General features: G+C 42.9%; 16 protein-coding genes. 11 read left to right on the forward strand and 5 right to left on the reverse strand.

Translation table 11 applies throughout. The features are described from left to right. Positions 1-439: 439 nt before the first annotated feature. The 3 genes from NYE38_RS09150 to NYE38_RS09160 all read right to left on the reverse strand — a co-directional run bounded on the left by NYE38_RS09150 (position 440) and on the right by NYE38_RS09160 (position 4,003). Positions 440-976, reverse strand: coding sequence for a hypothetical protein (locus NYE38_RS09150; protein ID WP_007611706.1), 537 nt, complete (start codon positions 974-976; stop codon positions 440-442). 285 nt (positions 977-1,261) lie between these two features. After that, positions 1,262-1,417, reverse strand: coding sequence for a hypothetical protein (locus NYE38_RS09155; RefSeq protein WP_164512107.1), 156 nt, complete (start codon positions 1,415-1,417; stop codon positions 1,262-1,264). Positions 1,418-1,585: 168 nt separating this feature from the next. After that, on the reverse strand, positions 1,586-4,003 hold the full coding sequence (locus NYE38_RS09160) for a peptidase G2 autoproteolytic cleavage domain-containing protein (RefSeq protein ID WP_025650143.1): 2,418 nt from the start codon (positions 4,001-4,003) through the stop codon (positions 1,586-1,588). Positions 4,004-4,383: 380 nt separating this feature from the next. Here NYE38_RS09160 and NYE38_RS09165 point away from each other — a divergent pair, with 380 nt between their 5' ends. The 4 genes from NYE38_RS09165 to NYE38_RS09180 all read left to right on the forward strand — a co-directional run bounded on the left by NYE38_RS09165 (position 4,384) and on the right by NYE38_RS09180 (position 7,023). Beyond that, on the forward strand, positions 4,384-4,818 hold the full coding sequence (locus NYE38_RS09165; protein ID WP_017417871.1) for a dUTP diphosphatase: 435 nt from the start codon (positions 4,384-4,386) through the stop codon (positions 4,816-4,818). A gap of 308 nt (positions 4,819-5,126) precedes the next feature. Continuing rightward, positions 5,127-5,951, forward strand: a complete 825-nt coding sequence (locus tag NYE38_RS09170) for a poly-gamma-glutamate hydrolase family protein (protein WP_017417872.1) — start codon at positions 5,127-5,129, stop codon at positions 5,949-5,951. Between the two features lie 105 nt (positions 5,952-6,056). Continuing rightward, positions 6,057-6,206: a hypothetical protein gene (locus NYE38_RS09175; RefSeq protein WP_014418013.1), complete on the forward strand. Its 150-nt coding sequence runs from the start codon at positions 6,057-6,059 to the stop codon at positions 6,204-6,206. Continuing rightward, on the forward strand, positions 6,193-7,023 hold the full coding sequence (locus NYE38_RS09180; protein ID WP_014418014.1) for a prohibitin family protein: 831 nt from the start codon (positions 6,193-6,195) through the stop codon (positions 7,021-7,023). The genes NYE38_RS09175 and NYE38_RS09180 overlap by 14 nt, the downstream gene beginning before the upstream one ends. A 27-nt stretch (positions 7,024-7,050) precedes the next feature. On the opposite strand, the gene NYE38_RS09185 is transcribed toward NYE38_RS09180, so the two are convergent. Next, positions 7,051-7,500 carry a YndM family protein gene (locus NYE38_RS09185; RefSeq protein ID WP_017417873.1) on the reverse strand — a complete coding sequence of 150 codons (450 nt, stop codon included), beginning with the start codon at positions 7,498-7,500 and terminating at the stop codon, positions 7,051-7,053. Positions 7,501-7,653: 153 nt separating this feature from the next. Here NYE38_RS09185 and NYE38_RS09190 point away from each other — a divergent pair, with 153 nt between their 5' ends. Then, a complete protein-coding gene (locus NYE38_RS09190; protein WP_014418016.1) occupies positions 7,654-8,082 on the forward strand; it encodes a hypothetical protein in 429 nt (142 codons plus the stop codon). A 339-nt stretch (positions 8,083-8,421) separates the two neighbouring features. Here NYE38_RS09190 and lexA read toward each other — a convergent pair whose 3' ends face one another. Then, on the reverse strand, positions 8,422-9,042 hold the full coding sequence (gene lexA, locus NYE38_RS09195) for a transcriptional repressor LexA (RefSeq protein WP_007611720.1): 621 nt from the start codon (positions 9,040-9,042) through the stop codon (positions 8,422-8,424). Between the two features lie 155 nt (positions 9,043-9,197). On the opposite strand from lexA, the gene yneA reads away from it, so the two are divergent. The 6 genes from yneA (at position 9,198) to NYE38_RS09225 (ending at position 13,549) form a co-directional block, all read left to right on the forward strand. Beyond that, a complete protein-coding gene (yneA, locus tag NYE38_RS09200; protein WP_003154001.1) occupies positions 9,198-9,509 on the forward strand; it encodes a cell division suppressor protein YneA in 312 nt (103 codons plus the stop codon). A 15-nt stretch (positions 9,510-9,524) separates the two neighbouring features. Continuing rightward, positions 9,525-10,175, forward strand: coding sequence for a recombinase family protein (locus NYE38_RS09205; RefSeq protein ID WP_017417874.1), 651 nt, complete (start codon positions 9,525-9,527; stop codon positions 10,173-10,175). A 68-nt stretch (positions 10,176-10,243) separates the two neighbouring features. Continuing rightward, positions 10,244-10,477 (forward strand): DUF896 domain-containing protein, encoded by a 234-nt coding sequence (locus NYE38_RS09210; RefSeq protein WP_003153997.1) that lies wholly within the window; start codon positions 10,244-10,246, stop codon positions 10,475-10,477. A gap of 166 nt (positions 10,478-10,643) precedes the next feature. Then, positions 10,644-12,647 carry a transketolase gene (tkt, locus tag NYE38_RS09215; protein ID WP_014418018.1) on the forward strand — a complete coding sequence of 668 codons (2,004 nt, stop codon included), beginning with the start codon at positions 10,644-10,646 and terminating at the stop codon, positions 12,645-12,647. 151 nt (positions 12,648-12,798) lie between these two features. Further along, on the forward strand, positions 12,799-13,245 hold the full coding sequence (gene sirA / locus NYE38_RS09220; RefSeq protein WP_003153995.1) for a sporulation inhibitor of replication protein SirA: 447 nt from the start codon (positions 12,799-12,801) through the stop codon (positions 13,243-13,245). 85 nt (positions 13,246-13,330) lie between these two features. Continuing rightward, on the forward strand, positions 13,331-13,549 hold the full coding sequence (locus NYE38_RS09225; protein WP_003153994.1) for a YneF family protein: 219 nt from the start codon (positions 13,331-13,333) through the stop codon (positions 13,547-13,549). Positions 13,550-13,567 lie beyond the last annotated feature (18 nt).

The raw sequence follows: 13,567 nt of genomic DNA on the forward strand, positions 1-13,567 counted from the left end.
GAGAAAAAAGATGCGAAGGGCATAATCGGAACCATGTATCAAAACGGATTGCCTGATGATACACGCGTATACTCCATTCCGAATGGGAACGTTAACGATCTAATAGAAGAGCTTCAAGTGTTCTGCGGTAAATAAAAAAAGCCGATGAAGGCTTAACATTGATTAGACGCTGTAAAGCATTCTTTCCGCTGCGCTTTCTGCAGACGGTGTTTGATTGTAAGAAACGATTCCGATAATCACTAACAAGATGATGAACACCAATATGCTCCACAACATTATTTTTAAAGACTTTGACATGGCATACCCTCACTTTGAAAGACTTTACCGGGGCTGCGATCGGAGCCCGCACTTCAAGTATAGTCGTTATAACGGTGAAAAATGTGCAGTATCCCGTTATCAAAATAAAAACTTGCGGGCGCTGCCGCAAGTTTTCTCCGTATTAAGGTCTGTGGAATTCAATATGCTGATTATCACGATCGAACCACCCTCTGAATGCCCAATTGATCCAGCCCCCGTCCCCTTTGTTATCGAAGGACCCGTCTTCGAAGACCCAGATTCCGTAAGTAATGCCGTCATAAACGGCTGATCCGTAAAACTGAACGCCGTTAAAGCGGTCTTCATATTCTTGATTTAAATTGAACACCATGACGTTGTACTTCTGTCCTGATGCGTAAAATGTTGTTTCCATGACATTTTTTACCCAGCCGGTTCGGTTTTGATCTGACTTAACTGCTTCAGCAATGCGATCTGAGATTCCGAGAACATCTACGTTTACGTTCAGCCCGGCATCAACACCCGCTGCTTTTACGTTTTGGTCTGCTGTTTGGGATAATTTACTTTCTAACGGATTTGCAACGGGTGAAACGTGAGGCGCGTTTGCGTGTTCAGACTGACTGGCTGCTGAGGCACTGGCTGTGAAAGGAATTGTTAGAGATAAAGCTAAGCATGATCCGACTACCGTTCTGGCGATTTTCATGGCTATGACCTCCTGAGGAAATTTTTAAAAATTGTTGCAAATTCATGGTATCGCAGAAAAATTGACCAAGCAAAGAGTAGATTTTCTCAAAAGTCATGTCATTCTATTTGTGTTGTTTTCTGTAAATGAAAACCTTTTAATTAGGCGAAAAGGGAAGAAAATAATAGAGTCTTTTTATGTATTGTGACAGGATGACCGGATTTTGGGTGAAAATAGCCCGGAGAAACGCCATAATAAGAAAAACACCCGGAGTTTACCGGGTGTAAAAAGTGTTGATATGTCAAGTTAGCAGCATTTTTTGCATTTTTTGCATTTTCTTTTATAAACAACGATGTAATCATAATCAAGATGCTTTTTATCTTGTTTCTTCTTTTTTTGTTTAGGCTGCTTTGGGTGGTGATCATAATGTCCGTTCATGTCCATATCCATACCCATATCCATACTCATATTCCTCCTTTTTTCATCTGACGGTAGTATTCTATGACAGAAAGCATGGATGGCTTGGACAAATGAAACGGTATGCTGAAAAAGAGGCATCTCATTCGGTATAAAAAACAGGATCATACCCGCCCGATAGAAAAGAGAGGAGATGATCCTGATATTGAGTCCCTATTTGATAACCGCAATTGCAATGCCGTACCCTTTTTCAGAACTGTATAAGGCTGTCAGTTTCAATACCTTCCAGCCTTCTGCGGCTTTAGTCCCGATTCCGTTATGAGCCGTGATATAATCTCCCGGGCTGACCGTACCGTCGACCCGTACGTAATGCCGGCCGTTGAGTCCGACAATGTGCCATTCGTCTCTGGCCGCGCGTGCTTCATAGTCAGCTTCAAGAGCCGGACTGCAGTCTGGGTTTTGTTTCGGCACGCGTACCGTTTCTCCTGTTTCTTCGTCAGTCACATTTTCGTATATGAAACCGCCGAACTCGTTTGTCAAAAAGCGGCTTTGCCATCCGAAGCTTGCGGCTCCTGAGATAAAAGCGGCTGTTTCTGAAATGACGCCGAGCATGTAATCTCCGACGTGAGCCAATTCAATTTTTTCGCCTTTCACTGTGACGATCGTCCCGGCGGGAATTGTCTGGCCGGTTACACTTTCAAAATATTCTCCATACCCTGACAGGGAAGAGGTGACAGCTCCGGCGAACGTACCGTGGCCGCCCGCTGAATCCAGTTTCCATTTGATGGACTGATGCCCTCCGGCAACCGTGTATGGTTCTTCCAATGTAATGCTTTCTGATGACAGAATCGTTCTGGAGACTTTGCTGCCCGTTATATGGACATTGTTTGAAGCGGCGATAAATGCCCTTGAACCTTCAGAACTTGAACCTCCGGAAGAGCTGATGATCGCATTTCTGTCACCTCTGGCCGTAATATCGCCTGTTCCCGCAATAACGGCGCTTGTCGGGTTGAATGCAAAACCGGAGCTGGTCGCGAGCTGTGCGCCTCCCTTTAAATTGACGGGGATCTGCTCATAAGTCTGTCCTTTTATAGATGCGGCCGCGCTGTAACCTTCCGCTTGCACCCCGAGAATGACGGCCTGACTGTTAGGGGACGTAATTCCGACCGAACCGCCGTCTCCGATCATCGTACCGTTCATAATATTTACGTTATATTGGCCTCCGCCGATTGAGATGCCTTTAGGAGAAGACTTGTATATATCAAAATTTGAAATTTTAACATAATCGGTTTTATTTGATCCGCCGGATATATTGATGTCAACACCGGCTTGTGTAAAGCCGCGTATTTTAATGCCGTTAATCGTAATATTTTGACTGCGGTATTGAAGAGCCACGACTGGATTCCCGCCATAGTCGTATGAGGGATCACCAATAGCTGTGAATCCGTTTACATTAACGTTTTTATAGGCAGAGATGACCAGCGCCCTCGGGGTCACACCGTCATAGAGAGCATTGAATACCGGTTCAATCGCGGTGCAATCGGTTAAAGTAACATCATAAGCCGTCGTGCTTTCGGGGTCTGAGGCCTGATGATGGCCGATATGACGAATATCAAATGAACGTACATCACGATACGAAACATGACCGATAATATGAACATTTTGAGAAGCCGGCCACAGGCTGTGCGCCTTTACCTCAATCCCGCGGATATTTCCGCTCGTATAGTTATTTAAAAGCCATACATGTTTAGAGCCGTCGTCAATTTCAATGCCGTTCGAGTTTGCGCTGCCCTCAGCATGCTCTGTGCCGCGGGGGTTTCCGGAATGGCAGTTGGAAATGAAAATATACTCGCTGTAATGGGTGGTAATGCCGTCGTCTCCGGCGCCGTATGCCACACAGTTATCAATCCATATATATCGGCAGCCGTCTTTCGTCCATTCTGTTTCAGGCAAATGATCGTAAGTCGGAGATGTAATATCAATACCATGGAGACCCGCGTTAACCGTTTCAACATTCTTAATCCAGCCGTATTGCACATTAGCAAACGTTAAACAGCTGGAAAACTGTCCTCCGGGGTTCCTGACCCCGCATTGACGATCAGGATTCCAGTCTAAAGTCATGTTCTGGACAAAAATATTACGGTTTCCATTATCGTAATCATCGTTAGTAATGACCCATTCGTATGCGGGAGTGTCCTCATGAAGCTTAAGCACGGTAATCCCTTGTCCCTCACCGGAAATGGTAGTCCATGAGGGGAGTTTTATCCCTTGAACCAAAAATTCTCCTGCGGGGACATTTACTTTGACCCGGCCGTTCCCGATCGCTCTCCGAAAGGCTTCCGTATTGTCCCGGCCGTCAGGGACCGCTCCGTAGTCCTCCACATTCACTTCCCGGGTGATTTTATTCATAAGCATTTCGTATTCTGTATCAAGCCGTTCTTTTAAAAGTGAGGTGACCATTCCTTCCGCCGTCACCCGGGCATCTGCGATCTCAAGATTATCATCCGTTGCGGAATGCTTAATAAAATTCTGCATCCTTGCTTTGAGATGCTCCAATTCAGAGGGATGTGCAGGGCGAGACTGCAATGGGGCGTTTAAAGACGGATCAGGAAAGTTTTTAAATTGAACCATTCTAAAGACACCTCTTTCTTTTGATATAAGCGCCTGAGGCAGGGGACAGAAAAGAGTCGCGCGCCCTTTAAAGCGCTTATTCTTCAAATTCTTTATTCAGAACGAAATTCCTTTTGAAACCAAGGTGAAATTTAAAAAAAGCTCTGTTGAAAGAACGGATATAAAGCTTTGCATTATTGTAATTGAAGCTGTCATGTGAAAATGGAGGAAAAAACTGATAGGAAGGGCCCTCATTTTAGGTTTATTCTCATTGACTTCGCCGTGCTTCCTCTTCGGCTGCATATACACCAAAATCAACATTCTTATCAGTTAAATGGTATAATGGGGCACGGATTGGTCATCAATACGACTGAAATAGGGAAGCAAAAGGAGCAGCGAACATGACTTTAAAAATCAAAATTAAATATTCAGATGATACGCAAACGAGAATCAGTAAAATTGAACAGGGCGATTGGATTGATCTGCGGGCAGCTGAAGATATCACAATCAAAAAAGGTGAATTCAAACTTATCCCGCTTGGAGTTGCGATGGAACTGCCGGAAGGATATGAGGCCCATGTCGTTCCGCGTTCAAGTACATATAAGCATTTCGGTATCATTCAGACAAATTCAATGGGAGTCATTGATGAATCATATAAAGGCGACAATGACTTCTGGTTTTTTCCTGCATTCGCGCTTCGGGATACCGACATTTCCAAGGGGGAGCGGATCTGCCAATTCAGAATCATGAAGAAAATGCCTGAAGTGGAGCTGATCGAAGTAGACAAGCTCGGGAACAATGACCGCGGTGGACTGGGATCAACAGGCACGAAATAAAACGAAAAAAGACTGCTTAACAGCAGTCTTTTTTTATGGAAACAGCAGTTACATTCAATTTGTTTCGGGGATTCTTGAATTGGGAAATCATACGTCACGTTCGAATTTGACTTCGAAATAAGCGGCCGCTCCGTAACCGTCTATGCCAAGAGCAAATATTTAAGCCTTCCGTCTCTTTGAACAGAAAGACTTTTTTAGGTTAAAGGATAGAAGTTGTTTTGATGTTTTTATTCTTCAAGATGAACGGAGGTTTTGTCCAACGTATATAATATTGTGACAAAAGTGTAAACAAAAGAAAGGATGATGTTATGGCAAAAAGGGTTAGAAGAGTAGACCATAAAGCAGCTGGCAAAGAGGCAGAGCAGAAGAAACCGTCCAAAGTCACCCTGTTCTGCCGTTCGCTTCAAAGGCTGAAGCATTTGTATTGTAACATAAACATACAAATGCCATCAATAACCAAAAAAGGAATTTTAGTTTTGATTTTACCGTTTTTGCTTCTGCCGTTCTTTCGGGCTAATGCCGCTTCAGATATTTACGGCAGTTTCGAGGAATTAAAGTTGAATGAAAATCCTTCCGATTTTTCCATTTCAACGCGAGAGCATAACCCTTCTGTCCTCATATTAGCTATACACGGCGGAGGCATAGAGCCGGGGTCCAGTGAGTTAGCCAGAGAAATTGCCGAAAACCGGAGTTTATATTTATTTGAAGGGTTAAAATCAGCCGGTAATGCGGCTCTGCATTTGACAAGTTCGCATTTCGATGAACCTAAGGCCGTGCAAATGGTGAAAGAGCACTCTAATGTCATTTCATTGCACGGTTACGGCAGTGATGATAAAAAGATAAAAATCGGCGGTACAGACAGAGAACGGGCCGAACTTTTGACCGATGTGCTGAAACGGCACGGGTATCCTGCCGTTCTTCTTGGCATAAATGATAAATATGCAGGCGTCAGTCCGAACAACCTTGCCAATCAATCTTCATCCGGATTGAGTATTCAAATCGAAATGAGCACCGGCTTCAGAAAATCACTATTTGACACTTTTACGCTGAAAAGCAGAGCATCCACACAAAACGGGACCTTTTATCAATTCACAAAAACGATTTCTGATTTTATCAGTGACAATTATGAATAAGCACGCCTATTTTGTCGGCGGGGCTTTTTCTTTTGAAATTTATGAAACTTTAAGTTCTTAAGATCGTATACATAATTGACAGGATGAAAGAAAAGAGGTGGGCAAATGAAAGTGATGATCGGGTCTATCATTCTTCTTGTCATCATCGGATTCGGTTTATGGCTGATGCTTAGTCCAATCTTTAAACAAGTGGGAAGCAGAGCCAAAAAATTCAAAAAGTCATGGGAGGAAGAAGATCAGCATGAGCGAAAATAAGCGCGGAAACACAAAAAAAATTCTCGGCGGTGTGATTATAGGTGCAGCCCTTTTAATTGCGGGCGTTACAGCGTCACTATTCATTGAAAAAATACCGAACGGTTATGTCGGGGTTGTATACTCACCGAATGGCGGGGTAAAATCCGACACATTGGACCAAGGCTGGCACTTAGTCGGTTTATTTAATAAAGTAACGGAATATCCGGTGCGTATGCAGACAGTGAATAATGAAAATATAAAAGTGGCAACCTCAGACGGTAAAAATATAGAAATGGATATCGCTTACAACTATGTCGTGCAGCCTGATAAAGTAGTCGATCTGTTTAACAAATTCGGCGCGGTAAACGTTGAAACGATTGAAAATACATATTTAAAAACAAGGCTGTGGGATGCGGCGCGAAAATCAATCAGCAAATACTCGGTTATTGACACATACGGGCAAAAATCTGCAGAAGCCGCTGCCGATGTTCAAAAGAGATTTGCTGATGATATGAAGAGTCTTGGATTTTTAATTGATGATCTCACGCTTGGCGTACCGAAGCCGGATAAAGCCACACAGGAAGCTATCGATGCAAGGGTGAAGTCTTCACAGGAACTTGAACGGACACAAACTGAAATTAAAATAGCCGAAGCCGAAGCGAAAAAGAAAAAAATTGAAGCGGAAGGGATCGCTGATTACAACCAAATCATAAAGAAATCAATGTCCGATGAAATGATCAAATATAAATGGATTGAAAAATGGGACGGAAAAACGCCGAAAGCGACAGGCACAGACTCGCTGCTGCAGCTGCCGCTGGACGATCAGAAGCAAAAATAAAAAGAGAAGGAGGCGATTGCCTCCTTTTTATGTTTTTTCCTGAGGGTCTTTTTCCGGCACTAATTCTTCAGACGCCTCGGTTTGATAGCTCCATAGCGTGCTATCCGTCTCTGTTGTGTCCTGATAATCTTCGGGAAGTACATATTGCTGCAAATACCGGTGAAAAAATGCCTCGAAAACAGAAATGCAAAGTGCAGAGATAACCGATGCCGCGGCAGGCGAGACATTAAATCCGCCAATGTTCATAAGGAATATCCATAATACAATGAATGAAATTCCGAAATCAGCTGCAACGGCTGTGAAATTGCTTGTTCTCGGCAGAATCATGCAATCACCCGCAAAATAAGTAATTAAACTTAAGATCACTGTAATAAACAGAACGTTTAAAAAGGTTACTTGGTACATAAGATCCAGAACAATGTACAGTAAAGCAAGTGTGAGCGCCGTTTTAGAAGCGAAAGCAATTACGTGTTTCATTTGAACCACCTTCGTTATTTCGTTTAGTCTTCATTGTAAGCAATCCGCAAATTTTTAAACTGGTATATAGTGGTTATAAAGTATACGTTTTAATAAAATGTGAATAGACATCACAGGATTCACAAGTTAAAATATGTAAAAAGGGGGATGCAAATGAAAAAATACTGGATTTGTATTGCTGTTTTTTTATTATGTTTTAGCGGAATACACTCAGCTAAAGCGGCTACCACTGAATTCGGATCAAAAACAAGCTTCACTTTGGAGGGAAATGCAAAAGAGTTTCATATTGAAAATCCTGGGGCTGTAGCTGCCGACGATTACTTTTTAGGATATAAGTTCACCATAATGAACAACTCTTCGTGCGGTTTGAGCATGAAACTCCAGCGGATGGCGCTGAACGGAAATTTTTATACATTAAGCTCTAAAAACTACAGCGGCAGCTGGTTAAACCTTAGTGCCCAGGATAAAAAATCAATTGATCCGTATCACAAATACAGAATTCTGGTTGAAAGTTCTTCAAACGTCTGTGGCCCCGCCTATATTAAAGGGTTATACGGTGTAGAATATTATCATTTTGATTGAAAATAGGTACTCGCTAAAGGCAGCGGGTTTTTTTATATTTAAATATAACCTATTGTACTATGTACTAAATATTCATATATAAATTTTTGATCGCCCTCCCAAAAGAAAAGATAAACAAAAACAAATTCATCACGCACAAATATACAAAGTTGAAAAATGGATGAAAAGTTTCTCTAGGGAAACATTATTAGTTGACTTCAAAAGTGTGATGTCGGATAATAAGAATGTAAGTTTTTCCTCCTTAGCAGATTCGTTTCTTAAGCCAGGGCGAATCTGCTTTTTTTATGCAAAAAAACCCCTCTGTAAGGGGTTTTTTACGATAAATGAAGTTTAATAGAATTAATGTACGGCTCTGAATACGCCGATAACTTTCCCCAAAATGCTTACGTTTTGCAGGATAATCGGCTCCATCGTCGGATTTTCCGGCTGCAGCCGCACATAATTGTCTTCTTTATAGAAGCGCTTAACCGTCGCTTCATCATCTTCGGTCATAGCTACGACGATTTCTCCGTTATTGGCCGTGTTCTGCTGTTTGACGATGACGTAATCTTTGTCAAAAATGCCGGCGTCAATCATACTTTCTCCCATGATTTCTAACATAAAGACATGTTCGCCCGGAGGAACCATCCGGTCAGGAAGCGGAAAATACTCGTCGATATTTTCAACAGCCGTAATCGGAATACCCGCCGTCACTTTCCCGATGACCGGAACGTTTACGACCTGGCTTTTCGGAATTTGGACTTCTTCTTCATCCAATACCTCAATCGCTCTCGGTTTAGTAGGGTCCCGTCTGATCAGGCCTTTTGTCTCCAGCCGCGCCAAATGGCCGTGCACGGTTGAACTGGAAGCCAGTCCTACTGCTTCTCCTATCTCTCTTACAGAAGGCGGATATCCTTTCGTTTTTACCTCTTCTTTAATAAAACGCAGGATATCAAGCTGCCTTTTTGATAGCTTCGTCATATTTCGCACCTCAAAACGTCGATTTTAAGTAGATTATAGCATGATTTTCCTGACAGTACAAACATAGGTTCGAAAAAACGATTGACAGAAACGTTTGTTCGTATATACTGAAAGGTATAAAAAGCGAACAAACATTCTTATTGGAGGTTGTTTACATGGCGAAAGAATCTATTATATTTGTCGGACTGTTTACTGCGATTTTAAGTGCCGCTATTTTACTTGTCTCATGTGCGGGAAATGATCAGTCCCTCAGCCAATATGTTAAAATAAAGGTTCAGGACGGTGATACACTCTGGTCACTTGCGGATCATGTAGCAGAAAAGAAACACATTAATAAAGAAGATTTCATTGAGTGGGTGACGGAGAATAACCATCTCCAAACTGCTGATATAAAGCCCGGAGACGAACTTATTCTTCCGGTTAAGAAGAAGCATCCGGCCGTATATCAGCTGGCCATTGTCAATTAGAGAGGAAAGAGAGAAATGAAGGCGCTCATTTATGCCCGCGTAAGCACAAACAAAGAACAGCAGCAAACGTCATTAAAAAGACAGGAAGAGGAGCTCAGTGAGATCGCTGCTGCAAACGGCATGGAAGTCGTGAAAGTCATTTCTGAGAAAGCCAGCGGTTACGAAATGGACCGCGACGGAGTATTTGAAATGCTTGATGAAATTAAAAAATCACATATTGACGCGATATTGGTGCAGGACGAAACGAGATTGGGAAGAGGAAACGCCAAGATTGCGCTTTTGCATTGCATTTACAGGGAGAACGTAAAGATATATACGACGGCTCATAAAGGTGAACTGGAGCTTTCCGAAGCTGATACGATGGTACTTGAAATCGTCAGTATTGTTGAGGAATATCAAAGGAAAATTCACAATATGAAAATCCGGCGGGGAATGAAAAGAGCCATGAAAAACGGCTACAAACCTGAACGGAATCTGAAAAACAGGCATGAAAACAGCGGAAAAGAAAAAAAAGAGGTTCCGGTTTCGGAAATTATCAGGCTGAGAGCCAACAAGCTTACCTTTGCAGAAATCGCAGCGACCTTAAGAGGATTCGGCTATGATGTGTCCAAAGCCACGGTTCACCGGCGGTTTCAGGAATATACCGCAGATACAGAAGGCAGCTGACGCGCATCAGTTGTAAAAAAGACTGCGTTTTAGTAGTATATAATCAACACGCACCAAAGGAGCTTATTATGATTTCTAAAGAAAAAATCGCAAGAATTAACGAATTGGCTCAAAAAGCTAAATCAAACACAATAACGGATGAGGAAAAAGCTGAACAGCAAAAGCTTCGCCAGGAATATTTGAAAGGATTCCGCTCCTCAATGAAAAATACGTTAAAGAGCGTAAAAGTGATTGATCCGGAAGGCAACGATGTCACCCCTGAAAAATTAAAAAGAGAACAACAGAAAAATAATCTTCATTAAACAGAAAGAATACGGCAATACGTATTCTTTTTTCGTATATACTAATATCAGGATGTGCTTTACGACAATTTTCAACAAGTTTATCTCAAATTTAAGCTGAAAGAGTTGAGAAAAAGTCAGCATCGCTTTATGATGAAAAGGTACAACAATAAGGAAGGGGATTATAATGGATACAATTGAAAAGAAATCAGTTGCCACCATTCGTACACTATCTATAGACGCAATTGAAAAAGCGAATTCCGGACATCCGGGCATGCCGATGGGAGCCGCTCCGATGGCATATACATTGTGGACGAAATTTATGAATGTAAATCCGCAGAATCCGGGCTGGTTTAACCGCGACCGCTTTGTTTTATCAGCAGGCCACGGTTCAATGCTTTTATACAGCATGCTGCATTTAAGCGGATATGACCTCAGCATTGAAGACTTGAAACAGTTCCGTCAATGGGGAAGCAAAACACCGGGACATCCGGAGTTCGGGCACACAGCCGGAGTAGACGCTACGACCGGACCGCTTGGACAGGGTATTGCAATGGCAGTGGGAATGGCAATTGCAGAACGCCATCTGGCTGAGACATATAACCGTGATTCATTCAACGTAGTTGATCATTATACATACAGTATTTGCGGAGACGGCGATTTAATGGAAGGCATTTCTTCCGAAGCAGCTTCTCTTGCAGGCCATCTTGAATTAGGCCGTCTGATCGTATTATACGATTCTAATGACATTTCCTTAGACGGCGATTTAGACCGTTCTTTCTCTGAAAATGTAAAGCAGCGTTTTGAAGCAATGAACTGGGAAGTTCTTTATGTTGAGGACGGAAACAACATCGCTGAATTGACGGCTGCAATTGAAAAAGCGCGCCAGAATGATAAAAAACCGACATTGATCGAAGTGAAAACGACAATCGGTTTCGGTTCTCCAAACCGCGCGGGCACATCCGGCGTTCACGGCGCTCCGTTAGGACAAGAAGAGAGCAAGCTGACAAAAGAAGCGTATGCTTGGACGTTTGAAGAAGATTTTTATGTTCCGGAAGAAGTATACGGGCATTTCAATCAAGCTGTAAAAGAAGCCGGCTCGAAAAAAGAACAGGAATGGAATGAACTGTTCGCGGCTTATAAAGAAAAATATCCTGAGCTTGCTGAACAGCTGTCACTCGGCATGAAAGGCGAGCTTCCTAAAGACTGGGATCAGGAAGTTCCCGTTTATGAAAAAGGCAGCAGCCTTGCTTCCCGTGCATCTTCAGGTGAGGTGCTGAACGGGATCGCCAAGAAAATTCCTTTCTTTGTCGGGGGATCTGCTGACCTTGCGGGTTCAAATAAAACGACAATCAAAAATGGAGGAGACTTCACGGCAAAAGACTACGCCGGGAAAAACTTCTGGTTCGGTGTCCGTGAATTTGCGATGGGCGCTGCATTAAACGGAATGGCGCTTCACGGCGGCCTCCGCGTATTCGGCGGCACATTCTTTGTGTTCTCTGATTATTTAAGACCTGCCATTCGTCTGGCGTCATTGATGGGTCTTCCCGTCACTTATGTATTCACACATGACAGTATTGCCGTAGGAGAGGACGGGCCGACTCACGAACCGATTGAGCAGCTTGCTTCTTTACGCGCACTTCCTAACCTTTCTGTGATCAGACCTGCTGACGGAAATGAAACCGCAGCTGCATGGAAGGTTGCCGTTCAAAGCCAAGATCATCCGACAGCTCTTGTATTGACACGCCAAAACCTGCCGACGATTGATCAGCAGGCTGAAGAAGCGTATGCGGGCGTGGATAAAGGGGCTTATATCGTTTCCAAAGCCCAAACAGAATCACCGGCCGCTCTTCTTTTAGCGACAGGTTCTGAAGTCGGACTTGCGATCGAAGCTCAAGCGAAACTGGCTGAAGAAAACATTCACGTATCTGTAGTCAGCATGCCGAGCTGGGACCGCTTTGAAAAACAATCGGCCGAGTACAAAAACAGCGTGCTTCCTCCGAATGTGACGAAACGTCTTGCGATCGAAATGGGTTCAAGCTTCGGATGGGGCAAATTTACCGGTCTTGAAGGAGACGTTCTCGCAATTGACCGTTTCGGTGCTTCAGCTCCGGGAGAAACAATTATGAAAGAATACGGATTTACTGCAGAAAACGTGGTTGACCGCGTGAAAAAACTTTTAAACAAATAACGAGACAAAAGAGGATGAGTCAAATCATCCTCTTTTTCCTGTTTATGCGACAAAAATAGAAGGGGCGGCGTAACAGTAATAGACAATTCTTTCTTTTCTCCTTTTGTATAATAGAAAGCAATAACGAAGCGCTGTAAAAGGGGATGAGGAAATGGAACGTCATTACTATACGCACCTGATAAAGGATGAGTTTGCGAACCACTACTTCGGGCGGGAAACGGCTATGTTTGAGTTGTTTCGAGACTATCATTGGACAGATCTGACACCCCAGGAATATCAAATGACAGAAAAGCAAGTTCAATATATAACGGAACCGATTCCGGTGATACATATGCATCAGCGTCTCCAGCTGCATTTAAACCGAATGAGTTACAGCCGTTTGGATTCCATTTACCGGCTTACACTGCCCGGAGAAAAGGGCCGCGCCACCTTCATGATGAAAGACAGTTTAATTGAGATTGCAGCTTCGGGAGATTATGAGGCGGAAACGATTTTCTTTGAGATTCTGCGTAAAATCAGCCCCTGTTTTCTTGCAATGGATTTCAAGACACGGCGCTACGGGTGGTTAAATCCGGTCAGAGAAAGAAATTTTGTCTAAAAACGAGGAAAAAGAGATGTAAATGTTGTATAATAGCCTTTGGTTTAGTACACTTTAAACTAGACAACATGAAGGAGGAAATAAAATGACTTTATGGGTTGGCATCCTAGTGGGCGTTGTCGCATTGCTCATAGGTGTTGCACTCGGGTTTTTTATTGCTCGTAAATATATGATGAGCTATTTGAAAAAGAATCCGCCTATTAATGAACAAATGTTACGCATGATGATGATGCAAATGGGAATGAAACCTTCTCAAAAGAAAATTAATCAAATGATGAAAGCCATGAATAATCAAGCGAAATAATACGTACAGATTATGATA

This window comes from Bacillus sp. EU63 (assembly GCF_038592915.1).
In the GTDB taxonomy this organism is placed as follows: Bacteria; Bacillota; Bacilli; order Bacillales; family Bacillaceae; genus Bacillus; species Bacillus velezensis.